At 62.8% G+C, this 25,235-nt stretch carries 23 protein-coding genes; 16 read left to right on the top strand and 7 right to left on the bottom strand.

Going from position 1 to position 25,235, the window contains the following annotated elements; all coding sequences use genetic code 11:
* Positions 1–28 precede the first annotated feature (28 nt).
* Positions 29–1,222 carry an ABC transporter substrate-binding protein gene (locus tag OE747_RS16615; protein WP_263829674.1) on the bottom strand — a complete coding sequence of 398 codons (1,194 nt, stop codon included), beginning with the start codon at positions 1,220–1,222 and terminating at the stop codon, positions 29–31.
* Positions 1,223–1,381: 159 nt separating this feature from the next.
* Here OE747_RS16615 and OE747_RS16620 point away from each other — a divergent pair, with 159 nt between their 5' ends.
* Together OE747_RS16620 and OE747_RS16625 are read left to right on the top strand one after the other, a co-directional pair.
* Positions 1,382–2,494 (top strand): PQQ-dependent sugar dehydrogenase, encoded by a 1,113-nt coding sequence (locus OE747_RS16620; protein WP_263829675.1) that lies wholly within the window; start codon positions 1,382–1,384, stop codon positions 2,492–2,494.
* Between the two features lie 33 nt (positions 2,495–2,527).
* A complete protein-coding gene (locus OE747_RS16625; protein WP_263829676.1) occupies positions 2,528–2,938 on the top strand; it encodes a hypothetical protein in 411 nt (136 codons plus the stop codon).
* 95 nt (positions 2,939–3,033) lie between these two features.
* Here the strand turns inward: OE747_RS16625 and OE747_RS16630 are convergent, their stop codons facing one another.
* Complete coding sequence (locus tag OE747_RS16630; protein WP_263829677.1) at positions 3,034–4,038, bottom strand: GlxA family transcriptional regulator; 1,005 nt, start codon at positions 4,036–4,038, stop codon at positions 3,034–3,036.
* Between the two features lie 168 nt (positions 4,039–4,206).
* Here OE747_RS16630 and OE747_RS16635 point away from each other — a divergent pair, with 168 nt between their 5' ends.
* Complete coding sequence (locus OE747_RS16635) at positions 4,207–5,577, top strand: class II 3-deoxy-7-phosphoheptulonate synthase (RefSeq protein ID WP_263829678.1); 1,371 nt, start codon at positions 4,207–4,209, stop codon at positions 5,575–5,577.
* Between the two features lie 50 nt (positions 5,578–5,627).
* Here the strand turns inward: OE747_RS16635 and OE747_RS16640 are convergent, their stop codons facing one another.
* A complete protein-coding gene (locus tag OE747_RS16640) occupies positions 5,628–6,296 on the bottom strand; it encodes a PAS domain-containing protein (RefSeq protein WP_263829679.1) in 669 nt (222 codons plus the stop codon).
* 247 nt (positions 6,297–6,543) lie between these two features.
* Here OE747_RS16640 and OE747_RS16645 point away from each other — a divergent pair, with 247 nt between their 5' ends.
* The 10 genes from OE747_RS16645 (at position 6,544) to phoB (ending at position 16,068) form a co-directional block, all read left to right on the top strand.
* Positions 6,544–7,434, top strand: coding sequence for a YicC/YloC family endoribonuclease (locus OE747_RS16645; RefSeq protein WP_263829680.1), 891 nt, complete (start codon positions 6,544–6,546; stop codon positions 7,432–7,434).
* Positions 7,435–7,452: 18 nt separating this feature from the next.
* On the top strand, positions 7,453–8,094 hold the full coding sequence (gene gmk / locus OE747_RS16650; RefSeq protein WP_263829681.1) for a guanylate kinase: 642 nt from the start codon (positions 7,453–7,455) through the stop codon (positions 8,092–8,094).
* Positions 8,091–8,615 (top strand): gamma carbonic anhydrase family protein, encoded by a 525-nt coding sequence (locus OE747_RS16655; RefSeq protein WP_263829682.1) that lies wholly within the window; start codon positions 8,091–8,093, stop codon positions 8,613–8,615. Before gmk ends, OE747_RS16655 begins: the two co-directional genes overlap by 4 nt.
* A 24-nt stretch (positions 8,616–8,639) precedes the next feature.
* On the top strand, positions 8,640–9,686 hold the full coding sequence (locus tag OE747_RS16660; RefSeq protein ID WP_263829726.1) for a sensor histidine kinase: 1,047 nt from the start codon (positions 8,640–8,642) through the stop codon (positions 9,684–9,686).
* A gap of 201 nt (positions 9,687–9,887) precedes the next feature.
* The gene (locus tag OE747_RS16665) at positions 9,888–10,928 is read left to right on the top strand and encodes a substrate-binding domain-containing protein (RefSeq protein WP_263829683.1); all 1,041 of its coding nucleotides are present in this window, start codon (positions 9,888–9,890) and stop codon (positions 10,926–10,928) included.
* Positions 10,929–11,009: 81 nt separating this feature from the next.
* The gene (gene pstC / locus OE747_RS16670) at positions 11,010–12,482 is read left to right on the top strand and encodes a phosphate ABC transporter permease subunit PstC (RefSeq protein ID WP_263829684.1); all 1,473 of its coding nucleotides are present in this window, start codon (positions 11,010–11,012) and stop codon (positions 12,480–12,482) included.
* Positions 12,479–13,831, top strand: a complete 1,353-nt coding sequence (pstA, locus tag OE747_RS16675; RefSeq protein ID WP_263829685.1) for a phosphate ABC transporter permease PstA — start codon at positions 12,479–12,481, stop codon at positions 13,829–13,831. The genes pstC and pstA overlap by 4 nt, the downstream gene beginning before the upstream one ends.
* Before the next feature lie 14 nt (positions 13,832–13,845).
* The gene (pstB, locus tag OE747_RS16680) at positions 13,846–14,643 is read left to right on the top strand and encodes a phosphate ABC transporter ATP-binding protein PstB (protein WP_263829686.1); all 798 of its coding nucleotides are present in this window, start codon (positions 13,846–13,848) and stop codon (positions 14,641–14,643) included.
* Positions 14,644–14,660: 17 nt separating this feature from the next.
* Entirely contained in the window at positions 14,661–15,362 is a 702-nt protein-coding gene (gene phoU / locus OE747_RS16685) for a phosphate signaling complex protein PhoU (protein ID WP_263829687.1), read from the top strand.
* Between the two features lie 16 nt (positions 15,363–15,378).
* Positions 15,379–16,068, top strand: coding sequence for a phosphate regulon transcriptional regulator PhoB (gene phoB / locus OE747_RS16690; protein WP_263829688.1), 690 nt, complete (start codon positions 15,379–15,381; stop codon positions 16,066–16,068).
* A gap of 5 nt (positions 16,069–16,073) precedes the next feature.
* On the opposite strand, the gene OE747_RS16695 is transcribed toward phoB, so the two are convergent.
* Positions 16,074–16,985, bottom strand: a complete 912-nt coding sequence (locus OE747_RS16695; RefSeq protein WP_263829689.1) for a LysR substrate-binding domain-containing protein — start codon at positions 16,983–16,985, stop codon at positions 16,074–16,076.
* A 97-nt stretch (positions 16,986–17,082) separates the two neighbouring features.
* On the opposite strand from OE747_RS16695, the gene OE747_RS16700 reads away from it, so the two are divergent.
* From OE747_RS16700 to OE747_RS16710, 3 genes are all read left to right on the top strand, one after another.
* Positions 17,083–18,309, top strand: coding sequence for an acyl-CoA dehydrogenase (locus OE747_RS16700; RefSeq protein WP_263829690.1), 1,227 nt, complete (start codon positions 17,083–17,085; stop codon positions 18,307–18,309).
* A gap of 146 nt (positions 18,310–18,455) precedes the next feature.
* Positions 18,456–20,207, top strand: coding sequence for a SulP family inorganic anion transporter (locus OE747_RS16705; RefSeq protein ID WP_263829691.1), 1,752 nt, complete (start codon positions 18,456–18,458; stop codon positions 20,205–20,207).
* A gap of 136 nt (positions 20,208–20,343) precedes the next feature.
* The gene (locus OE747_RS16710; RefSeq protein WP_263829692.1) at positions 20,344–21,114 is read left to right on the top strand and encodes an SDR family oxidoreductase; all 771 of its coding nucleotides are present in this window, start codon (positions 20,344–20,346) and stop codon (positions 21,112–21,114) included.
* On the opposite strand, the gene OE747_RS16715 is transcribed toward OE747_RS16710, so the two are convergent.
* From OE747_RS16715 to OE747_RS16725, 3 genes are read right to left on the bottom strand one after another with little or no spacing between them, the layout of a single operon-like run.
* On the bottom strand, positions 21,111–21,980 hold the full coding sequence (locus OE747_RS16715; protein WP_263829693.1) for an acyl-CoA thioesterase: 870 nt from the start codon (positions 21,978–21,980) through the stop codon (positions 21,111–21,113). The two genes, OE747_RS16710 and OE747_RS16715, sit on opposite strands and share 4 nt — an antisense overlap.
* A gap of 15 nt (positions 21,981–21,995) precedes the next feature.
* On the bottom strand, positions 21,996–23,951 hold the full coding sequence (locus OE747_RS16720; protein WP_263829694.1) for an acetoacetate--CoA ligase: 1,956 nt from the start codon (positions 23,949–23,951) through the stop codon (positions 21,996–21,998).
* On the bottom strand, positions 23,951–25,183 hold the full coding sequence (locus tag OE747_RS16725; protein ID WP_263829695.1) for a serine hydrolase domain-containing protein: 1,233 nt from the start codon (positions 25,181–25,183) through the stop codon (positions 23,951–23,953). Before OE747_RS16725 ends, OE747_RS16720 begins: the two co-directional genes overlap by 1 nt.
* Positions 25,184–25,235 lie beyond the last annotated feature (52 nt).

The following is a 25,235-nucleotide window of genomic DNA, read 5'->3' on the forward strand; positions in this document are numbered from 1 at the left end:
TGCTCGTCAGTACATCATCGCGGGGCGATCAACGGAACTTGGCCGTGGTGATCTTGCCGCCTTCGACCTTGATCTGGCGGTAGTTGCCGGCGCTTTCGCCCGGTCCGATCAGTTCGACCGCAGTTGCGCCGACATAGTCGACATCGCCGCCGTCCTTGATGATCTGCAATGCCTTGGCCAGCTCGCCGGGATAGATCTTTTCACCCGGTGCGTTGGCGACATGCATGATGTGCTCTTTGTAGTCGGCCGAATCCTTGGAGTTCGCGGCCTGCATGGCAAGCAGGATCAGGGCCGCCGCATCATAGGCTTCGGGGGTGAAGGGCGAGGTGGCGTCGAAGGCACCAGCCACGATTTCCTCGTACTTGGCCACGCCCGGGCTGTCGGTGCCGGGGTGCTGGCCGGTCGAACCGTCGATCTCGTCGCCGAAGTTCTCTTCCAGCTTGGCGCCGATCATGCCGTCGGGGAAGTGGAAGGTGTCAAACGCGCCCGAGTCGATGGCCGAACGCACGATGCCCGAACCGCCCTGGTCGACGTAACCGGCAACCACCAGACGCTCGCCACCGGCAGCGGCCAGCGCGCCGACTTCGGCCGAATAGTCGGCCTTGCCGTCTTCATGCGCGGCCGAGATGGTGACCTTGCCGCCCGCGGCTTCGAACGCGCCCTGGAAGCTGTCGGCCAGACCCTTGCCATAGTCGTTGTTGGTATAGGTCAGCGCGACTTCCTTGATGCCTTCTTCCATCAGGATCTCGGTCATCACGACGCCCTGGCGGGCATCCGACGGCGCGGTGCGGAAGAACAGGCCGTTGTCCTCGGCGGTCGACAGCGCGGGCGAGGTGGCCGAGGGCGAGATCATCACGACGCCGTTCGGAACGGCGACGTTCGACAGTATCGCACCGGTCACGCCCGAGCAGTCGGCACCCATGATGCCATCGACCTTGTCAGAGGTTACCAGACGTTCGGCGGCGGCGGTGGCGGCTGCGGCGTCGACGCAGGTCGAGTCGGCGCGGACCGAGGTCACTGTGGCGCCGTCCAGCAGCAGGCCCGAATCGGACACTTCCTTCATCGCCAGTTCGGCACCGTCGGCCATCGACGGGGTCAGCGATTCGATCGGGCCGGTAAAGCCCAGGATCACGCCGATCTTGACTTCCTTGGCGTGACCGCCGGCAAAGGCGGCGCTGGCCATCAGTGCAGAGGCCGCAGTGGCCGTAAGCAGTTTTTTCATGAGTTACTCCCTTGTTGGAACGCAATCGTTCTGCATCGAAGTTAGGCAAGCTGCGGGAAAAAGGAAAGTCCTAACGAAAAAGTGGTTTTGCTAGGGGAATCGCCTAGGTTTTATTGGGAAACCGGTGGCAATCGTGCCGCCGTCACACGAGGTTCCGGCATGTTCTCCCGTTCTCTTGCCGCAGTGATTCTGGCCCTCTGCTGGGGTGCGTTTCCCGGTGTGGCGCAACCGGTTCTGACGACATCCGCCGGGCAGGTGCGGCTGGAGATCATGGCTGAGGGGCTGGATACGCCCTGGGCGGTTGCACCGCTGCCGGAGGGGGGCGCGCTGGTGACCGAACGCGGCGGACGGCTGGTTCTTGCCCGGGATGGGCGGCTGGATCCGGTATCGGGCGTGCCGCGCGTGCGGGCCTCGGGGCAGGGTGGATTGCTGGACATCACGCTGGCGCGGGATTTTGCGCAAAGTCGCAGGCTCTATCTGACCTATTCCCGGCCGCAACCGGGCGGCGGCGCGGGAACCGCCGTGGCGGTGGCCCGGCTGAGTCCGGATGGCCTGCGGCTGGAGCAGCTGCGCACGATCTTCGAGGCCGCGCCGGGCAGCAAGGGCGGACGGCATTTCGGCAGCCGCGTGGTCGAGGCCGCCGATGGCACGCTCTTCGTCACGCTGGGCGACCGGGGCGAGGGCGCCACGGCGCAGGACCGGTCAAATCACAACGGCAGCGTGATCCGCATTCGGCCCGATGGCCGCGTGCCGGGCGACAATCCCTTTGTCGGTCAGTCAGGCGCGCGTCCCGAGATCTGGTCCTGGGGGCATCGCAATCCGCAAGGCGCGGCGCTGGACGGGCAGGGGCGGCTCTGGACCTCGGAGCACGGGGCCAAGGGCGGCGACGAGATCAACCTGATCCGCAAGGGCGCGAATTACGGCTGGCCGGTGATTTCCTATGGGGTCGAGTATTCGGGGGCAAAGATCGGCGAGGGCACGCACAAGGCCGGGATGGAGCAGCCGCGTTTCCATTGGGATCCGTCGATCGCGCCCTCGGGCCTGCTGATCTATTCCGGCAAGCTGTGGCCCCGATGGCGCGGCCATATCCTTGTCGGGTCGCTGAAATTCGATCATATCGCCCGCCTGTCCGGGGCGCCGCTGCGCGCGGCAGAGCAGATCACGGGCCCTGAGACCAAGCGCGTGCGCGACATCGTCGAGGCGCCCGATGGCACGATCTGGTTCATCTCCGAAGGGCGCGGCACGGTTTACAGGATGCGCCCCGCTTCCTAGGCTGGTCCTGACGCGACAAAGCGGGAGGGTACCATGTGGCGATTGATCCTTGTTCTGATGTCTCTGATCCCGGCCCTGGCCAATGCCGAGGATCGGGTGTTTGGCACCTATGCCGAATATGCCCGGTTCGTGGATGCCAAGATCATGTCGCGGGATTTCGTGTCGCTGATCAACAGCCTGGGCGGAGAAGACGAATATACCGAAGCCGAGCTGAAGGCGACCAATGCGCAGCTGCTGAACGCGATGCCCTACGACTTTACCGGCAGCGCCGTGCTGAAACGGGTGGAACTGGCGCCAGACTTCAGCCAGGAGATGCGGGTCTATTGGAACCGGCAGAAATCCTATGTGTATTTCTATGCCTTCCTGCATCGCCGGGAAGAGGGGCTGGTCGCCCTGAGGTTCAACCTCAATACCAACGCCGACAAGATCTTTGACAAGTTCTGATCGGGGACCCCTCCCGCATCTTCACTTTGCCTGAAATACTCCGGGGGGTCGCCCTCAAAGGGCGGCGGGGGCCGCGCGCCCTCTGCCGTCGCGGTTCAGACCGACAGCCGGGTGCTTTGCGCGCCGCGTTCGCGGTAAGGTGTGGTGTTGTAATGGGCCCGGTAGCATTTCGAGAAATGGCTGGGCGAGGCAAAGCCGCAGGCCAGCGCCACGTTGATCACGCTCATATCGGTCTGCATGAGCAGGTTGCGGGCCTTTTGCAGCCTGAGTTCCATGTAATAACGTTTCGGGCTGCGGGTCAGATAGCGGCGGAACAGCCGTTCCAGCTGCCGCGTCGACATGCCTACATCCTTGGCCAGCGCGGCGGGCGAGATCGGCTCTTCGATATTGCGCTCCATCATCTGGATGACCTGGCTCAGCTTGGGGTGGCGTACCCCGATGCGGGTCGGCGTCGACAGGCGCTGGGTGTCCTGATCGGTGCGGATCGAGGAATAGATCAGCTGGTCGGCTACCGCGTTGGCCAGTTCCTCGCCATGCTGGTTCGCGATCAGCTTGAGCATCAGGTCGATCGAGGCGGTGCCACCAGCGGTTGTGATCCGGTTCCCGTCGACCACAAAGACCGATTTGGTCAGCGTGACCTCTTCGAACTCCTCGACAAAACTGTCCTGGTTCTCCCAGTGGATGGTGGCGCGCTTGCCATCCAACAGCCCGGCCTTGGCCAGGGTGTATCCGGCGGTGCAGAGCCCGCCGATGACAGGACCGCGCCGCGCCTCGCGGCGCAGCCAGCTGACCATCTTGCGGGTGGTGGCCTTTTGCACGTCGATGCCGCCACAGACCAGCACCATGTCCTCGCGCCGCAATTCGCCAAGATCGCCGTCAAGCTTGAAGACGGTACCGTTGGAACAGGTGGCCGAAACGCCACCTTCGCCAACGACCAACCATTCATAAAGCGTCTGGCCCGCCATCCGGTTGGCGATGCGCAGCGATTCCACCGCACAGGCGAAACACAGCATCGTGAATTGATCGAGCAGAACAAAAACAAACCTCTGCGGCTTCTTGCCAGAGGTATCGACTTTGACAACTTGACGTTGTTCTTTCATTGATTTCTGTCCTTGGCTGACATCCTGCGACCGGTTGGACGCAAAAGCTGTGTCATTTCACATTGGCCAGAGCTTGTTTGCGACGTCAAGGGGCGCAAATCGGATATGGTCACTGTCACATCGTTTTTGTATAGAGGCCACCTGTCGTTATCGTTGCGGAGAAAAGCTATGAGCGAGTGGCAAAAATCGAACTGGCGCGCCAAACCGCGGGTTCAGATGCCCGACTATACCGATCCGGACGCCCTGTCCCAGGTCGAGGCGCAGCTTTCCAAGTATCCGCCGCTGGTTTTCGCCGGCGAGGCGCGGCGCCTGAAACGCCATCTGGGCGCTGCGGGCCGCGGCGAGGCCTTCCTGCTTCAGGGCGGCGATTGCGCCGAGAGCTTCGAGCAATTCAGCGCCGATGGTATCCGCGACACCTTCAAGGTGATGTTGCAGATGGCGATGGTGCTGACCTATGGCGCCAAGGTGCCGGTGATCAAGGTGGGCCGGATGGCCGGCCAGTTCGCCAAGCCGCGCAGCGCGCCGACCGAGGTGGTGAACGGCGTGGAATTGCCGAGCTATCGCGGCGACATCATCAACGAACTGGCTTTCACACCTGAGGCGCGCATTCCCGATCCGCGCAAGATGTTGCAGGCCTATACCCAGGCGGCGGCGACGCTGAACCTGCTGCGCGCCTTTTCGACCGGTGGTTTCGCCGACATGAGCCGGGTGCATTCCTGGACGCTCGGGTTCACCAACGATCAGGACGTGCAGAAATATTCCGAGATTGCCGACCGCATTCAGGACACGATCGATTTCATGGGCGCGGCGGGCATTACCGCAGATACCACGCATGAATTCTCGACCGTGGAATTCTATACCAGCCACGAAGGGCTGCTCCTGGAGTATGAAGAGGCGCTGACGCGGCTCGATTCGACCTCGGGCAACTGGCTGGCAGGCTCGGGTCACATGATCTGGATCGGTGACCGCACGCGGCAGCCGGACGGCGCGCATGTGGAATACTGCCGCGGCGTGCTGAACCCGATCGGGTTGAAATGTGGCCCGACCACCACCGCCGAGGACCTCAAGGTTCTGATGGCCAAGCTGAACCCCGACAACGAAGAGGGCAAGCTGACCCTGATCGCGCGCTTTGGGGCGGGCAAGGCAGGTGAGCATCTGCCGCGCCTGATCCAGGCGGTGCGCGAGGAAGGCGCCAAGGTGACCTGGGTCTGTGACCCGATGCATGGCAACACGATCAAGTCGGCCTCGGGGTACAAGACCCGACCGTTCGATCTGGTACTGCGCGAGGTGCGCGACTTTTTCGCCGTGCATCAGGCCGAGGGTACCATTCCAGGCGGCGTGCATTTCGAGATGACCGGTCAGGACGTGACCGAATGCACCGGCGGTGTGCGTGCGGTGACCGACGAGGATCTGAGCGACCGCTACCACACCGCCTGCGACCCGCGCCTGAACGCCAGCCAGTCGCTGGAACTGGCCTTCCTGGTGGCCGAGGAACTGTCCAAGCTGCGCAACACGCAGCGCCGCCGCGCGGCGGTCTGATCTCTGCGGCGATGGCCCGGCAGGACCGGGTCATCGCCCAAATTCTGGTTTCAGTCTTCCCGTGAAACCACCCGCAATCCCGGCGCGTTCCGGCGGATCGGGGCCTGATCCTCGGCAAGGCCGGGAACCGGTTCGGCCGGGCTGCGATCGGGCCGGATATCGAGTTTGCGCAGGTTCGAGCCTGCGATGTCGAACCGCAGCCCTCCGGCCCCCAACGGCCCGTCGGCTACAAGAACCCCAAGCGCCCGGCTGATCTCGCCCAAGTCGTTTTTCAACGGCAGCAGAATGGCCCGTGCCTCGACCTGAGAAACGGCGCGGCTGTTCGTCCCGCTGATCAGGGACAGTTCGGCAATGGCCGGCGCCAGAAAGATATGTTCGAGCGTCGCTGCGGCCTCGGCCCGGGCCATGGCCGAGAACAGGGCGGTCATCGGCATGCCGCGCACCTCCATGCCCACGATGCGGGAGAGGTGGTTTCCGGCCAGACGGAACCGGGCCACGCCGGGGGCGATACGTTCGAGGATGAACGTGTATTCAAGTATGTTTTCCAGACCGCGCGGGTCGATATCGGAGCGGTTCGGTACATCGCCGTGCCGCCGCAGCGCCGACCAATAGGCCTCGGCCTGCCGGATCGGAGATACACTGCGGCCACTGCGGAACCGGTCCATCGAGATTACGTTCCCCGTATCGGCCCTGGAACGGCCACCCAAAAAAATCGTCATGACGCCACCTGTTGACCCGAAGCCCAACCGCCCGTTTCGATCCCTGCGTCAGCATGCGACCGATTCAGAACAGGTTACCCAAGGGTTAACGTGCCACGGGAAGCTCCTATTTTGGAGCATTTCCTTAATGAATGGTTAATTGTTCTAAACTCGCGGATAATTCGGCCGGGTCTTGCCCTGGGGCAGGGGTTCGCATTAGGTGCGGCGGGACAAGCACGATCGCAGTTCGGGACGGGAGTTGAACAAGATGATCAGATCCATGACGGCATTCGCCTCGGCGCGCGGCGAAAAGGCTCCGTTCTCCTGGAGCTGGGATCTGCGCAGCGTGAACGCCAAGGGTCTCGATCTGCGACTGCGCGTGCCCGACTGGCTGGACGGGCTCGAGGCGGCGCTGAGGGCCGACCTGACCAAGGCGCTGACCCGGGGCAGTGTGAACCTGACGCTGCGGCTGGGGCGGGGCGAAGAGGTACCCAGCCTGGCGCTGAACCAAGTCGCGCTGGCGGCGGTGCTGGATGCGCTGGCCGAGACCGAGGAACAGGCCATGGCGCGTGGGCTGACGCTGGCGCCGTCTTGCGCGGCCGACCTGCTGGCGCTGCGGGGCGTTTTGGACGCGGGCAGCGGTGAAGAGGACCTGACCCCGGTCATTGCCGAGCTGAAAGCGGAGTTCGGACCGCTGGTGCAGGCATTTGTGCAGATGCGCGAGGCCGAAGGCGTGGCGCTGGCCGAAATCCTGCAAAACCAGCTGACTCGCGTCGAAGAGTTGTCGGCCCAGGCATCGGAACTGGCCGAGGCGCGCAAGGGGGCGGTGGCCGAAACCCTGCGCGCTAACCTGGCACGTGTGCTCGACAATACCGATGGCGCCGACCCCGACCGGGTGGCGCAGGAACTGGCTCTGTTGGCGGTCAAGGCCGATGTCACCGAAGAACTGGACCGGCTGGGCGCCCATATCCGCGCCGCGCGCACGCTTTTGGCGCAGGGCGGCCCGGTGGGCCGCAAGCTGGACTTCCTGATGCAGGAGTTCAACCGCGAGGCCAACACGCTGTGTTCAAAGGCACAAAACGCGGACCTGACGGCCGTGGGGCTGGAGCTGAAGGCCGTGATCGACCAGATGCGCGAACAGGTGCAGAATGTTGAATAACGGAAAGGAACCCAGCAGATGACAGACCGTCGCGGGCTATTGATCATTCTGTCCTCGCCTTCGGGCGCGGGCAAGTCGACGCTGGCGCGCAGGCTGATGGCCTGGGATCCCGGCCTGAAATTCTCGGTCTCGGCCACCACCCGCGCACCCCGTCCGGGCGAGGAACACGGGCGCGAGTATTTCTTTCTGACCGAAGAGCAATTCAAGGGGCAGGTGCGGCGCGGCGAGATGCTGGAACATGCGCATGTGTTCGGCAATTTCTATGGCTCGCCCGCAGGCCCCGTGCGCGACACCATCGACGCGGGTCAGGATGTGCTGTTCGACGTCGACTGGCAGGGCGAGATTCAGATCCGCAACTCGGATCTGGGCAAGCATGCGCTGTCGATCTTCATCCTGCCGCCGTCGATCAGGGAATTGCGCCGCAGGCTGGAGAGCCGGGGTCAGGACAGCGCCGAGGTGATCTCGCGCCGGATGCTGAAGAGCTGGGACGAGATCAGCCACTGGGGCTATTACGATTATGTCCTGATCAACGACGATCTGGACAGCACCGAGGAAAAACTGAAAACCATCGTCAGCGCCGAGCGCATGCGCCGCATCCAGCAACCGGCGCTGCAAGAACATGTGCGCAAGCTGCAAAGTGAATTCGAGGACCTGTCATGACCATCTATGCCCTGGGTGAACACCGCCCCGAGATCCATCCCGACACCTGGGTCGCTCCCGATGCCAACCTCATTGGCAAGGTGGTGCTGGAAGAGGGCGCCTCGGTCTGGTTCGGCTGCACCATCCGCGCCGATCATGAAGAGATCAGGGTGGGCGCGGGATCGAATGTGCAGGAAAACTGCGTCATGCATATCGACGCGGGCTATCCGCTGCGCATCGGCAAGAACTGCACCATCGGGCACAAGGTCATGCTGCATGGCTGCACCATTGGCGACAATACGCTGGTCGGCATGGGTGCGACGGTGCTGAACGGGGCCAGGATCGGTCGCAATTGCCTGATCGGGGCGGGGGCGCTGATCACCGAGAACAAGGAAATCCCCGACAATTCGCTGGTGATGGGCGCGCCGGGACGGGTGGTGCGGCAACTGGACGAGGCCGCCGTGGCGCGCATCGCCTGGAGCGCCAAGCACTATCAGGACAACATGCGCCGGTTCCGGGACACACTGGTTCCCGTCGAATAAGACCGGGGGCGAAAGGCGGGAATGGTGTCGGAAACCGTGATCCACGACCTTGTTGCGGCGGTACCGCTGCCGGCGCTGCTGGTCGATCAGTCCGAGCGTATTCTGGCAGCCAATACCGAGGCGCGCACGCTGTTTGGCAGCCAGATCACCGGTCGCCATTTCGCCACCATCCTGCGGCAGCCGCAGGTGATCGAGGCGATCGAGAAATCGCTGCGTGACAAGGCGGGCGCACGCAGCCGGTACCTGGGCAATGACGGCGCGCAGGACACCTCGTTTGACGTCACCTGCCGCTATGTTCACGGCGTGGGCGCGGTGGAGGGCGGCGCGGTGCTGGTCAGTTTCATCGACGTGACGCCGGTGGAACAGGCCAGCCAGATGCGGCGCGATTTTGTCGCCAATGTCAGCCATGAATTGCGCACGCCGCTGACGGCGATCATGGGATTCATCGAAACCCTGCGCGGCCCCGCCCGCGACGATGCCGCTGCGCGGGCCCGGTTCCTGGAGATCATGGAGCAAGAGGCCAGCCGGATGAACCGGCTGGTGGGGGATCTCTTGTCGTTGAACCGGGTGGAAACCGACGAGCGGGTGCGCCCGCGCGATCAGGTCGACCTGACGGCGCAGATCGCATCGACCCTGAACTCGCTCCGGCCGCTGGCCGACGAGGCGGGGGTCGAGCTGATCTCGGATGGGCCCGGGCATCCGGTCAACGTGACCGGCGATACCGATCAGATCCGGCAGGTGCTGACCAACCTGATCGAGAACGCGATCAAGTATGGCAGCAGTGGCGGCGAGGTCCGGGTCAGCCTGTCCGAGGTCGAGCGTGATCCGGCCGTTCGGGGGCCAGCGGTGCGGCTGCTTGTGATGGACAAGGGGGCAGGGATCGACCCCATCCACCTGCCGCGTCTGACCGAGCGGTTCTACCGGGTCGACAGCCACCGGTCGCGGCAAAAGGGCGGCACCGGTCTGGGTCTGGCCATCGTCAAGCATATCATCAACCGCCATCGCGGCCGCCTGCGGGTGGAAAGCGCCCTGGGCGCGGGCACCACATTCACGGTGATTCTGCCTCGGTGACCGGTCTTTCGGCCCGGGCGGCGCCCGGCGTCTGTCACAGGCCGGTTAAATGGCTGTTACATTCCTTAATTCGACATTTGGTCGGGCTTTGTCATATGCCTGTTACATAACCGTCACAAAAGGCTCATGCACGGCCCCTAGGAGTCGCGGCGAGATCATCATGGGGATGATCACTACACTTTCGCTGTCATGGAGACTGCAATGTCCTTTGTGAAACTCTCGGCTTCGGCCCTGGCAATTGCTGCTGTTTCGGCCTCCGCCGCCGCCGCCCGCGACCAGGTCCAGGTGGCCGGTTCCTCGACCGTTCTGCCCTATGCCTCGATCGTGGCCGAAGCTTTTGGTGAAAACTTCGACTTCCCGACGCCGGTGGTGGAATCGGGCGGCTCCTCGGCCGGTCTGAAGCGGTTCTGCGAAGGCGTCGGCGAAAACACCATCGACGTGGCCAACGCCTCGCGCAAGATCAAGGACAAGGAAATCGCTGTCTGTGCCGAAAACGGCGTGACCGACATCATCGAGGTTCGCATCGGGTATGACGGTATCGTGTTCGCCAGCGACATCGCCGGAAACACCTATGAATTCACTCCCGCAGACTGGTTCCTGGCGCTCTCCGACAAGATCGTGGTCGACGGTGCGCTGGTGGACAACCCGAACAAGACCTGGGCCGATGTGAACGCCAACTTCCCGGCGACCGACATCCAGGCCTTTATCCCGGGCACCAAGCACGGCACCCGCGAAGTGTTCGAGGAAAAGGTGATCCTGGCAGGCTGTGAGGAAACCGGCGCGTTCGAGGCCTTCAAGGCCGCCAATGGCGACGACAAGAAAGCCGCCGAGAAAGCCTGTATCGCGCTGCGCACCGATGGCGTGTCGGTCGATATCGACGGCGACTACACAGAGACGCTGGCCCGTATCGAAAGCAACAAGAACGGCATCGGCGTGTTTGGCCTGGCCTTCTACGAGAACAACACCGACAAGCTGCAAGTGGCGACCATGTCGGGTGTCGTTCCCTCGACTGAGAGCATTGCAACCGGTGAATACCCGGTGTCGCGCCCGCTCTACTTCTACGTCAAGAAAGCGCATATCGGCGTGATCCCGGGCCTGAAGGAATATGCCGAGTTCTTCATCGCCGACGAGATCGCAGGCCCCGATGGCCCGCTGGCCGAGTACGGTCTGGTTGCTGACCCGGAACTGGCCAAGACCCAGGAAGCCGTTGCCGAGGAAAAGGTTCTCGGCGGCAACTCCTGATCCCGGTTGGGACGCTGACAATCGCCGGGGCAGGGTGACTGCCCCGGTTTGCCTTCTCTGCTAATATGGGCGCGCGTTCACATGCCGACGCTTTGGCTGGTCTGCCTTCTTCTTGTTCTTGCCGCCGCCGGTTTCGTGATGGGACGCGCGCGCGCGCTTTCCTCCGCTGGCGGAGATGCGCGAACGCTTCATTCCCTGCCGAATTACTATGGGCTTAATGTTGCGCTGACATCGCTGGTGCCGGCGCTGGCGGTGCTGGCCATCTGGCTGCTGGCGCAGCCGATCATCGTCGAAAGCCGGGTGTCGAAACTGATCCCCGCCGAAACGGTGCCCGAGGGGTCGACCATCGGGCTGGTGATGTCGGATGTACGTCGTGTCGCTGCCGGGCTTGATCTGGTGGTCGATGCCGGGCTGCTGACTGTGCCCGAGGCCAGCGGGCTCCGGGCCGAAGAGCGCGATGTACGGGCGCTGTTGGGTGAAGTCGGTGTGGCGCTTGGGGCCGATGTGCGACCCGAGGTGCTGGCGGCGGCGCAGCGCTCGCGCATGTTGAACCATACAGGTGGGCTGTTGATGACGGGTCTGGTCACGGGGCTGGCGCTGGCCGGTCTCGGCTGGGCCTATGTTCGCACCAACAAGGATTTCCGCGCCCGCAACGTGGTCGAACGCGGGGTGCTGGTGCTGCTGATCGTCGCCGCATCTCTGGCGATCCTGACCACGGTCGGCATCGTGTTGTCGATGCTGTTCGAGACCAGCAACTTTTTCCGGCTGCATGACTGGAAGGATTTCTTCTTCGGGTCCACCTGGGCGCCGAATTTCCGGGGCGACAGCGAGCTGTCGATCCTGCCGCTGTTGTGGGGTACCCTCTACATCTCGTTCATCGCGCTGCTGGTGTCGGTGCCCATCGGTCTTTTCGCCGCGATCTATCTGTCCGAATACGCGGGCAAGGCGACGCGCGCCCTCGCAAAACCGCTGCTGGAGATCCTGGCGGGCATTCCCACCATCGTCTACGGCCTCTTTGCGCTGCTGACCGTGGGACCGACTCTGGCCAAGGTGTTCGGCAAGGGCGGCCTGTTGGGCGTCGAATGGATGGCGGGGGCGACCTCGGTCCTGACGGCGGGGGTTGTCATGGGCATCATGCTGATCCCCTTTGTCAGTTCGCTGAGCGATGATATTATCAACGCGGTGCCGCAATCCATGCGCGACGGGTCGCTGGGCCTGGGCGCGACCCGGTCCGAGACGGTGCGGCAAGTGGTTCTGCCCGCCGCGCTGCCGGGGATCGTGGGCGCCATCCTGCTGGCCGCATCGCGCGCCATCGGGGAAACCATGATCGTGGTGATGGGTGCGGGCGCGATTGCCAAGTTCTCGCTCAACCCGCTGGACACGATGACGACGATCACCACAAGGATCGTCAGCCAGTTGACGGGTGATACCGATTTTGCCAGCCCCGAAACGCTGGTAGCCTTTGCCCTGGGTCTGACCCTGTTCGTGCTGACCCTTGGGCTGAACGTTCTGGCGCTGTATATCGTGCGCAAGTACCGGGAGCAGTATGAATGACCGATCTCAGTGCAAACGCGGCCCCCGCGAAGCGGCATGGCGCCTCGCTGCTGGAGCAGAATGCGCGCACCCGCCGCCGCAACCGCGCCGAGGCCCGATTTCGCGGCTATGGCATCGCCGCCATCGCGGTAGGTCTCGCCATGTTGCTGGTGCTGGTGTTCAACATCGTCTCGAAGGGGGTTGGCGCGTATAGCCAGACCTTTGTGACGCTTGAGGTCGAGTTGCAGGAAAGCAAGCTCGACAAGAAGGGCAACCGCGATATCGAGGAGATCAAGAAGGTCTCGACCTTTGGCTATGCGCCGCTGATCAACAGTGCCTTTGCCGCCGCGGTCAAGGAGGGCGGGCTTGAGACCAAGCTCAAGGCCAAGGATCAGGCTGGTATCCTGTCAAAGAGCGCGCCCGCGCAGCTGCGCGACTATGTCATCGCCAACCCGGACAAGATCGGTGAAACCGTCAGCTTTCGCTTTCTGGCCAACAGCCGCGTCGATGGCTATCTGAAGGGGCGCGTGACCCGGGACAGCATCGCCAATGACAAGTCGATCAGTGCCGAACAGCTGGATTTCGTCGATCAACTGGCTGCCGCCGGTATCCTGAAAAAGACCTTTAACCCGGATTTCATCCTGGGATCGGACGCGTCCGACCAACGGCCCGAATCCGCAGGGATCGGCGTGTCCATGGTGGGCTCGCTCTTCATGATGCTGGTCGTGCTGGCGCTGTCGCTGCCGATCGGGGTGGCTGCCTCGATCTATCTTGAGGAATTCGCGCCCAAGAACTGGTTTACCGATGTCATCGAGGTCAATATCTCGAACCTCGCTGCGGTGCCCTCGATCGTGTTTGGTATCCTGGGCTTGGCGGTGTTCATCAACTACATGCACCTGCCGATGTCGGCACCGCTGGTGGGTGGTCTGGTGCTGACGCTGATGACCCTGCCGACGATTATCATCTCGACCCGTGCTTCGCTGAAGGCCGTGCCGCCATCGATCCGCGACGCGGCGCTGGGGGTTGGGGCGTCCAAGATGCAGGCGGTGTTCCATCATGTGCTGCCGCTGGCCGCGCCCGGTATCCTGACCGGGACCATCATCGGACTGGCGCAGGCGCTGGGGGAGACCGCGCCGCTGTTGCTGATCGGGATGGTGGGGTTTATCGCCTCGAACCCGCCCGACAGTATTGCCGCCGGCCTGTTGTCGCCGAACTCGGCCATGCCAGCGCAGATCTATGAATGGGCCAAACGGGCCGATCCGGCCTTTTATGAACGCGCCTGGGGCGGCATCATCATCCTGCTGGTGTTCCTGGTGACGATGAACACGCTGGCGGTGATCCTGCGCCGCAGGTTCGAACGCCGCTGGTAAGGAGGCACCTGGAAATGAACGATATGTCTCGACTGGAGAGAGTGGTGGAAACCAAGAACATCAAGATGGAGTGCCGCGACTGTCAGGTCTATTACGGCGAGACGCACGCGATCAAGGACGTGAACGTCGATATCGAGGAAAAGACCGTCACCGCCTTTATCGGCCCGTCGGGCTGTGGCAAGTCGACCTTTCTGCGCTGTCTCAACCGGATGAACGACACCATCGCGACCGCCCGGGTCGAGGGATCGTTCAGGCTGGATGGCGAGGATATCTATGACCGCCGCGTCGATCCGGTGCAATTGCGCGCCAAGGTGGGGATGGTGTTTCAGAAACCCAACCCGTTCCCCAAGTCGATCTATGACAACGTGGCCTATGGCCCGCGCATCCACGGTCTGGCCCGCAACAAGGCCGAGATGGACGAGATCGTGGAAAAGGCCCTGCGCCGCGGTGCGCTGTGGAACGAGGTCAAGGACCGGCTGGATGCGCCGGGTACCGGCCTGTCGGGCGGCCAGCAGCAGCGTCTGTGCATCGCCCGCGCCATTGCCACCGAGCCCGAGGTGCTGCTGATGGACGAGCCCTGTTCGGCGCTCGACCCGATCGCCACCGCGCAGGTCGAAGAACTGATCGACGAACTGCGGCAGAACTACTCGGTTGTGATCGTCACCCATTCGATGCAGCAGGCCGCGCGGGTCAGCCAGAAGACCGCCTTTTTCCACCTGGGCAATCTGGTGGAGTTCGGCGAGACGGGACAGATATTCACCAACCCGGTCGATCCACGCACGGAAAGCTACATCACCGGCCGGATCGGCTGAGGACAGGAACGAACATCATGGTGCAACAGCATATCACATCGGTCTATGACCGCGATCTGGAGGCGATCCAGGCCCATATCATGAAGATGGGCGGGCTGGTCGAGGCCGCGATCATGTCTTCGGCCCGGTCGCTGGAGACACGGGACGCGGAACTGGCCAACGAGGTGCGCGCCGGCGACAAGGCCATCGACGCGCTGGAAGAGATCATCAATCAGGAAACCGCCCGCCTGATTGCGCTGCGCGCGCCCACCGCCAGCGATCTGCGGCTGGTGCTGTCGGTGCTGAAGGTCTCGGCCAACCTGGAGCGCATCGGCGACTATGCCAAGAACATCGCAAAGCGGACCACCGTTCTGGTCGAGGTGCCGCCGGTCGCCGACAGCGCCGCGGCGCTCCGGCGCATGGCGCGCGAGGTCGAGCTGATGCTGAAGGACGCACTCGACAGCTATATCCAGCGCGATGCGGAGCTGGCATCGGATGTCATCACCCGCGATCATGAAGTCGACCAGATGTACAATGCCCTGTTCCGTCAGTTCCTGACCTTCATGGCCGAGGATCCGCGCAGCATCACCTCGTGCATGCACCTGCATTTCATCGCCAAGAACATCGAACGCATGGGCGACCACGTGACCGCGATTGCCGAACAGGTGGTCTATCTTGTCACCGGCCACCGCCCGGACGATGCGCGCCCCAAGGGCGACACCACCTCGACAACGGTCTGAACGGGAGGGTCCTGCAATGTCGGCTGATCAACCAACCGTTCTTGTGGTCGAGGACGAGATGGCGCAGCGCGAGGTGCTGGCCTACAACCTGGAGGCCGAAGGGTTCCGGGTGCTTCGGGCGGAAGACGGCGAAGAGGCGATGCTGTTGGTGGACGAAGATGCGCCGGATATCATCGTGCTGGACTGGATGATGCCGAACCTGAGCGGGATCGAGGTGTGCCGCCGTCTGAAGACGCGGCCTGAAACCCGTTCGATCCCGGTGATCATGCTGTCGGCGCGCAGCGAGGAAGTGGACAAGGTACGCGGTCTGGAAACCGGCGCCGACGACTATGTGGTCAAACCCTACTCGGTGGTCGAGCTGATGGCCCGGGTGCGCGGACAGCTGCGGCGGGTACGGCCCTCGGCCGTGGGTCTGCGGCTGGAATACGAGGATATTATTCTGGATTCGGAAACCCACCGGGTGAGCCGGGCGAACAAGCCGCTGAAGCTGGGCCCGACCGAATTCCGGCTGCTGTCGACCTTTATGGAGAAACCCGGCCGGGTCTGGAGCCGCGAACAGCTCTTGGACCGGGTCTGGGGCCGCGACATCTATGTCGATACCCGCACCGTCGACGTCCATATCGGACGGTTGCGCAAGGCGCTGACCCAATATGGCGGCGGCGATCCGCTGCGCACCGTGCGCGGTGCCGGTTACGCCTTGGGCTGAGCCGCTCAGCGCGGAAGGGTCTCTTCGGGCTCTGCCTGTCCCGCAAGCCAGTGGCGAAAAGTCCTCAGCGAGGGATCGGCGCCTTTGGCGCGGGGCCAGACCAGGTAATAGGCCCCAACAGTTTCGACAGCATCGGGATAGGCGGCAACCAGCCGCCCGGTGGCCAGATCCTGCTCCACCACATATTGCGGCAACAGCGCCACACCCAACCCGTGCAGGGCCGCTTGGCTGATCGTTGCAAACTGGTCATGCAAGGTGCCGGGCAGGGGATCGGGATAGGTGACGCCCATCTGGGTAAACCAGTCCTGCCAGGCGCGCGGGCGGGTCTGGATATGCAAGAGTGGCAGACGCAGCAGGTCGGCGGGCGACTTTGGCGCGCCATGCGGCAATAGCTGGGGCGCGCAGACCGGCAGCACCCGTTCCGCCTTGAGCAGCAACCGGTCCGTGCCGGGCCAATCCGGTTCGCCGAAATGTATCGCCGCGTCAAAGGGTTCAGAGGCAAAGCTGAACGGGCGCAGCCGGGTGGACATGTTGATGGTGATATCAGGATGCAGGCGCGCGAATTCGGGCAGGCGCGGCATCAGCCAGCGCATCCCGAAGGTTGGCAGGATGGCCAGGTTGACGGTGCCGCCAACCGGCGTGACCTGCAACCGCAGCGAGGCCTGTGCGATGCGGTTCAGTGCCTCTCGGATCTCGGCGACATAGTTTTGCGCCGCCGGTGTCAGCGACAGCCGCTTGCGGTCGCGCTGGATCAGCTCGACTCCCATCTGGGTTTCCAGCGTCTGGAGCTGGCGGCTGACCGCGCTTTGGGTCAGCGACAATTCCTCGGCCACGGCCGAGGCCGAGCCGAGCCGATCCAGCGCTTCGAGCGCGCGAAGCGATGAGATGGAGGGGAGAAAACGTCTGGGCGCGAGCATGTATGCGTTTTACTCATGAATACCTGCGAAAGTCTCGCTGTTTTTTGCTATTCCGGAAAGGTATGTTGCGCTCAAACCGCAAATCAGGAGTTTCCCGATGGATACCGTTGCCAAGCCCAGCCTGCGTGACAAGGACAAGCCCGATCTGGGTGGGTTCGACTGGGAGGATCCGTTCCGCCTGGCCGACCAGCTGTCTGAGGATGAGCGCATGATCGCCGACGCGGCCCGCGCCTATGCGCAGGAAAAGCTGCAACCGCGTGTCACTGCCGCGTTCCAGAACGAAGTGACAGATCCCGAAATCTTCCGTGAGATGGGCGAAATGGGCCTGCTGGGCACCACAATTCCCGAAGCTTATGGCGGCATCGGTGCAGGTTACGTGGCCTATGGTCTGGTCGCGCGCGAGGTCGAGCGTGTGGACAGCGGCTATCGCTCGATGATGTCGGTGCAAAGCTCGCTGGTGATGTACCCGATCTATGCCTATGGCAGCGAAGAGCAGCGGATGAAATATCTGCCCAAGCTCGCCAGTGGCGAATGGATCGGCTGTTTCGGCCTGACCGAGCCCGATGCCGGGTCGGACCCGGCCAGCATGAAGACCCGCGCGGTCAAGACCGAGGGCGGGTACAAGCTGACCGGCACCAAGATGTGGATCTCGAATGCACCGATCGCCGATGTTTTTGTGGTTTGGGCGAAATCCGACGCGCATGACGGCAAGATCCGCGGCTTTGTGCTGGAAAAAGGCATGAAGGGGCTGAGCGCGCCGAAGATCGAGAACAAGATGTCGCTGCGCGCCTCGATCACCGGCGAGATCGTCATGGACGGTGTCGAGGTGGGCGAAGAGGCTCTGTTGCCGCATGTGTCCGGCCTGAAAGGCCCGTTCGGCTGTCTGAACCGGGCACGGTACGGCATCAGCTGGGGCGCGATGGGCGCTGCGGAATGCTGCTGGCACGCCGCGCGCCAATACGGTCTGGACCGCAAGCAGTTCAACCGCCCGCTGGCCCAGACCCAGCTGTTCCAGTTGAAACTGGCCAATATGCAGACGGAAATCGCGCTTGGCCTGCAAGCCAGCCTGCGTGTCGGCCGCCTTATGGACGAGGCCAAGGCCGCGCCCGAGATGATCTCGATCATCAAGCGCAACAACTGCGGCAAGGCGCTGGAAATCGCGCGCCACGCCCGCGATATGCATGGCGGCAACGGTATCAGCCTGGAATTCCAGGTGATCCGTCACATGGTGAACCTGGAGACGGTGAACACCTATGAAGGCACCCATGACGTGCACGCCCTGATCCTGGGCCGGGCGCAGACCGGGTTGCAGGCCTTCTTCTGATCCTTCTCCAATCTGGTATTCGAGAGCGCGGGCCACGGTCCGCGCTCTTTTTCTGTGCACAGCCCTTCACATCTGAACGAAATTATTCATATAAGATTAAGTGAATATGATGTGACTCGCCGGAGATCCGGAGGCAGGGGACCTCAATGAGCTTGAAGAGCGTAATCGCGGGATCGGTCCGATACCTGCCCATTCTGGACTGGGGTCGGCGCTATGGCCGTGTGGAGCTGAGCAGCGACCTGATTGCGGCGGTGATCGTGACCGTCATGCTGATCCCGCAATCGCTGGCCTATGCCTTGCTGGCGGGGCTTCCAGCCGAGGTTGGGCTTTATGCCTCGATCCTGCCGCTGGTGGCCTATGCGCTGTTCGGCACCAGCCGGGCGCTGGCGGTGGGGCCGGTGGCGGTGATCTCGCTGATGACCGCCTCGGCGCTGGCGCCGCTTGGTCTGCAAAGCGTCACGGAATACGTGACCGCGGCGGGCATGCTGGCCTTGCTGTCCGGGGCAATGCTGCTGGGTATGGGGTTTTTCCGGATGGGGGTTGTTGCGAATTTTCTCAGCCATCCGGTGATTGCCGGGTTCATCACGGCATCGGGCCTGCTGATCGCCGCGAGTCAGCTCAAGCATATCCTGGGCGTATCGGTACAGGGTCATAACCTGCCCGGACTTCTGTCTGATCTTTTTGCGCATCTGGACGAGACAAATCCCGCCACCCTGATCATCGGTCTGGCCGCGCTGGCTTTTCTGTTCTGGGTGCGCAAGGGCATGGCGGCGGCCTTGCAACGCCATTTCGGACTGTCGCGGCATCTGGCTGCCACCTTGGCGCGGATCGGGCCGATCTTTGCGGTGATCGGAACCACTCTGGTGACCTGGGCGCTGGATCTGCAATCCTGGGGCGTGGCGGTGGTGGGGACCGTGCCGACCGGATTGCCGCCCGTCGGCGTTCCGTGGGAGGCATGGTCTCTGATCCCGGCGCTGGCCGGTCCGGCGCTGTTGCTGTCTGTCATAGGATATGTGGAATCCGTATCCGTGGCGCAAACCCTGGCCGCCAAGAAGAAACAGCGGATCGACCCGAACCAGGAGTTGATCGCGCTTGGCGCCGCCAACATGTCCTCGGCCTTGTCCGGCGGCTATCCGGTGACCGGCGGATTTGCCCGCTCGGTGGTGAATTTCGATGCCGGCGCCGAAACACCCGCGGCGGGCGCCTTTACCGCGGTGGGCCTGCTGGTCGCCGCGCTGTTCCTGACGCCGCTTCTGTATTTCCTGCCCAAGGCGACGCTGGCCGCCACGATCATCGTGGCGGTGCTGTCACTGGTGGATCTGTCGATCCTGACCCGCGCCTGGAGCTATTCGCGGGCGGATTTCGCGGCGGTGTTCACCACGATTGCGCTGACCCTGACCGCCGGTGTCGAAACCGGTGTCGCCAGCGGTGTTGTCGTCTCGCTCTTGCTCTTTGTCTGGAAAACCTCGCGCCCGCATGTCGCCGAAGTGGGGCAGGTGCCCGGAAGCCAGCATTTCCGAAACATCCTGCGTCATCATGTGGTGACCGACCCGCATGTTCTGACGCTGCGGATCGACGAAAGCCTGTATTTCGCCAACGCCCGCCGGATGGAGGATATGGTTGTCGAACGTGTCCTGCGCGACCGGAACACGATCCGTCATGTCATCCTGATGTTCTCGGCGGTGAACGAGGTGGATTTCAGCGCGCTGGAATCGCTGGAAGCCATCAACCAGCGGCTGCGCGATCTGGGGCTCACGCTGCATCTGTCCGAAGTCAAAGGTCCGGTGATGGACCGGCTGAAACGCAGCCATTTCCTGCAAGAGATGACAGGGCAGGTTTTCCTGTCCCAATATGAGGCTTTTGATCATTTGCGATCCAGGGACGCCAGGATTGCTTGAATACCTATGATTCTCATAATCGGTATTATGTTGAATACTTGCGCTTGCCGGGGCGTCACATGGTGACAAAGGATTGGCTTGTTCCCCAAGGAATTCATACGATTGCAGTGAACATCTGGCATCGTAAGGATCTGATATGGAGTTGAAAGACCGGATTGTCGTCGTGACAGGTGCCGCCAGTGGCATCGGACGTGGTCTTGCAGTGCGTTTCGCCGCCGAAGGCGCAAAATCTGTCGTCTGTGCCGACAGAAATCTGGCTGGCGCGCAGCAAGTTGCCGATGAGATCGGCGGGGTCGCCTTTGCCTGCGATGTCAGCAAGGAAGATGATATTTCCCGGCTGGTCGACATGGTTGAACGCGAGGTCGGACCGATCGACCTCTTCTGCTCCAATGCGGGTATCCTGACGATCGGCGGCATCGAGACGCCCAACGAGGAATGGCAGCGGATCTGGGACATCAACGTCATGTCACAGGTCTGGGCCGCGCGCCATGTGGTGCCGCGCATGATTGCGCGCGGTGGTGGTTACCTGCTCAACACGGCCTCGGCTGCGGGTCTGCTTAACCAGGTCGGCGCCGCGCCCTATGGCGTGACCAAACATGCCTCGATCGGATTGGCAGAATGGCTGGCGATGACCTATGGCGATCAGGGCATCGGCGTCTCGGTCCTGTGCCCGCAGGCCGTGCGATCCGAAATGACACGCGGGCATGAGGAGTCAGTAGCCGCGCTGGATGGCATGCTGGAGCCTTCGGATGTGGCGCAGGCCTGTGTGGAGGCCATCCGCGACCAGCGATTCCTGGTGCTGCCGCATCCACAGGTTTTGGACTATATCCGAATGAAAACAGCTGATTACGACCGGTGGCTGGGTGGAATGCGCAAGCTGAACCGGCAGTTCGGCGGCAAGCTCTAATCCCGGGGTCGCAAGCGTCGCATCAGGCCCTCCTGGGCGACGCTTGCCACCAGGGTGCCATCCTCGGCATAGATTTTGCCTCGGTTGAAGCTGCGGCCCGCGCCGGTCCAGGGGCTGTCCATCGCGTAGAGATGCCAGTTCTCGAACCGGATCGGCGCGTGAAACCACATCGCATGATCCAGGCTCGCGCCATTGACCTGGCGGGTGTACCAGCTGAGCCCGTGCGGGCGCAGGCCGGAGCCCAACAGCCCCATGTCCGAGGCATAGGCCAGGAGCAGATGCTGGGTTGCCGGATCGGCTCCGGCGGCGGCGCCCATCCGGAACCACAAGTAATGGCGGTCGTCTGTCGGGATCGGCTCGAACATGTCGCGCGGCTCGACCTCGCGGATTTCGATGGGCCTTGGCCGGGTGAACTCGGCCCTGTGCTTCTCGGGGATGCGGTCGATGAAGCGCTCTTGCAGGGTCTGGCGTGTGGGATGCGCAGCCGGGCCGTCAATCCCGGGCATAGGGTGCTGGTGATCCCAGCCGTCGTCACCGGCATGAAACGAGGCGGACAGGTTCAGGATTTGCCGCCCATGCTGAATCGCCACCACGCGCCGGGTGGTGAACGACCCTCCATCCCGCGCTCTATCCACTTGATAGATAACGGGAATACTTGGATCTCCGGGGCGGATGAAGTAAGCGTGTAGTGAGTGGCACAGCCTGTCCTCCACCGTCCTGTAGGCTGCGGCCAGCGCCTGGGCGATCACCTGTCCGCCGTAGATGCGCGTGGGTGTTTCACCCCCCGACCCTGTCCCCCGAAACAAATCGGTTTCCAGACGCTCGATATCGAGCAAGTCCAGCAACTGGCGTTCGGCGTCTGTCATGGGGATCTCGTATCTTTACGTTCGCTGTGCCGCATAAGTGATGAAAAACTCGAAGCTTTCCGGGTTTGCCATCGAGTCCCGGTTGACCACCTTGGCGGCATCACCGCCCAATAGCAGTTTTTTGACAGGGACTTCCAGTTTCTTTCCCGACAGGGTGCGCGGCACTTCCTTGATTTCTATGATCTCATTCGGGATGAAACGGGGCGAGACCGCCTCGCGGATGGCGGTGTTGATCTTAGCTTTCAGGTCGTCGTCCAATTCTACGCCCGGCACCGGAACGACAAAGAGCGGCATGAAACTGTCGCGGCCAAGGAATTCCAGATCTACCACGAGACTGTCAAATATCTCAGGCAGAGCTTCGACCGCGCGGTAGATCTCGGAAGAGCCCAGCCGCAGCCCCTTGCGGTTGATGGTGGCGTCGGACCGGCCGTAGATCACCGATCCGCCTTCGGGAGTGATCTCGATCCAGTCGCCATGCCGCCAGATACCGGGATAAGTGTCGAAATAACTCTCAAACAACCGACTGCCGTCAGTATCGCCCCAGAAATAGAGTGGCATCGAGGGAAGCGGTTCGGTACAGACCAACTCTCCGACTTCACCAATGATTTCATTGCCTTCCGGGTCAAAGCTGCGAACAGCATTGCCCAGATAACGGCATTGCATCTCGCCCGCGCGCACCGGCAACATCGGGTTGCCCCCCACGAAAGCGCCGCAGAGGTCGGTCCCGCCCGAGATCGGCGCCAGCCAGATGTCCGGGTCGATGGCGTCATAGACCCATTCGTACCCATCGGCCGTCAGCGGCGACCCGGTAGTGCCAAGCGCCTTGAGCGCGCTCAGGTCCAACTCGTCGCGCGGGCTAATGCCAGCCTTGACGCAGAGGGTCACAAAGGCCGCGCCAAAGCCGAAGTTTGTGAGCCGTTCCCGTGCAACACAACGCCAGACTTCGAGCATGTCAGGATGATTGGCGGCGCCATCGAACAGCAACACGGTCGCACCCTGCCCCAACGCCACGAATTGCACGTTCCACATGATCCAGCCTGACGATGTCAGCCAGGAGAACCGGTCGCCCGCCTTCAGATCCTGATGCAGCGACTGCTTGGCACCTTCCAGAAGGATGCCGCCATGCCCGTGGACGATGGACTTGGGGTTGCCGGTCGTGCCCGAGGAATAGACGATCCACAGCGGATGATCGAAGGGCAGATCGGCAAAGCTCAGCTCAGCCTCTGTATCCGTCAAGTTGGACCAGGCCGTCACATCGCCGTCCAGTCCACCCGCCACCGGGATCAGCACCGTGTGTTCCAGCGTGTCGAGGCCCGCGCGGATGGTGTCCAACGCGGCACGCCGGTCGACCAGCTTGCCCGCATGCACGTATCCATCCTGCGCGATCAGCACCTTGGGTTCGATCTGGCGGAACCGGTCCAGGATGGCCACATGTCCCATGTCCGGGGCGCAAAGGGACCAGATCGCACCGATGCTGGCACAGGCGAGAAAGGCGATGGTAGCGGTTTCGGTGTTGGGCAGGACGGCGACCACCCGGTCGCCCTGCCCCACGCCCATGGCGCGCAGATGGGTTGCCACGCTGGCGACGCGATGCGCCAGCTCGGCCCAGGTCAATTCGCAGCGCCCAAAGGTTTCTGATTGAACAATCAGCGCCACCTCGTCCGGCCGGGTTTCGGCGCTGCGCAGCATCTGGCGGGCGAAATTGGTCCGCACCCCGGGAAACCACTCGGCGCCTGGCATCCTTCGGTCCGCCAGAACCACGCCGGTTCCACCGGAAAACGGCAGATCGAAATAGTCCCGGATCGCGGTCCAGAACCCATCGAGATCGCTTATGCTCCAAATCCAGAGCGCATTGTAATCCTTGAATTCCAGGCTCTTTTCCGACTTCAGCCATTTCTGAAACGCGGCCATACGACTTTGCTCGGCGCGGTCTTTCGTGGGTGTCCAGAGGATGGGCCTGGGGTCGGACATCAGATCAGTGCTCCATGGATCAACGCCTTGAGCTCGGATCGTGAGGGATAGGAACTCGATGGTGAAAGCTGTGTGAAGAAGATAACCGTGATATCATGCACCCGGTCGAGCCAGAAGAAGGTCGATGCCATGCCGCCCCAGCTGAAATCGCCGACGGATCCGGGGGTTCGTGCGCGGCCCGGATCCAGCACAACGGCGCCGCCCAGGCCAAAACCCATGCCTTCCATCGGCTGTTCGGCGAAGCTCTGCGGTCCCATCGCGGCGATATCGCCCGGCAGATGGTTGCGCATCATGAAGTCCAGCGTCGCAGGCCCGACAAGGCGCTGGCCATCCACCTCGCCCCCGCGGCGCAATATCTCTGCAAACCGACGGTAGTCGTCGATGGTGCTCACCAATCCGCCGCCCCCGGAATACATCGTTGCTGCCTCAAAGGGCGATTGCCCGGCCTGATCGACCAGCCGCAGGGTCTCGCCCCCTGCCTTGGCCGCATTCAGCGCCATGGCATCACCGGCAAGCGGTGTGTAGAGCGATGCGAACCGGTCCCCTGCTCCGATCGGTACCGAAAATCCGGTTTCCGTCATCCCAAGGGGGGCAAATATCTCCTGTGCAAAGAACTCCGCCAGTGACCGGCCCGAGACTACTTCGACCACGCGACCCAGAATGTCGATGGCCACCGAGTATTCCCAGCGGGTTCCGGGCTGAAAGGCCAAGGGCAGCGCCGCGACCTGGTCGCACATATCCGCCAGCGACCCCTGATCGGGTTTGAAGAGGAGGTCCTGTTCCTCCATCGCGCGGGCCAGCACGCCGGGGTTGAACGGATAGCTGAGCCCCGACGTATGGGTCAGCAGCTGGTGCAACGTTGGTGTTGCCGCTGGTTCTGTCTGGTCGATCCGCTCGGCGCCGGGCACCAACGCCCGCATGTCAGAGAAGGACGGGATGAACTGGGACACGGGTGCGTCGAGGTGAAACAACCCCCGTTCCGCCAGCATCATTACCGCAAGCGACGTGACTGGCTTGGTCATTGAATAGATCCGCGCAATCGTGTCACGCTGGAACGGCAGGCTGTTCTCGACGCTGCGCAGACCTGCGGCGTGAAAATACACCTCTTCGCCCGACTGGCTGATCAGAACGGAACTGCCGGCATACTTGCGTTGATCGACATAGCGCTGCATCCATTCGCCGATGCGCCCAAGCCGCGTTGTGTCGAGTTTGCGTGAAATCGGGCCGGTCATCTGAATGGTCTCCTCTGGCTGCGCCTCGGCCGGAGTGTCCCCCGCGCCCGCG

This window comes from Ruegeria aquimaris (assembly GCF_025751555.1).
GTDB lineage: Bacteria > Pseudomonadota > Alphaproteobacteria > Rhodobacterales > Rhodobacteraceae > Ruegeria_B > Ruegeria_B aquimaris.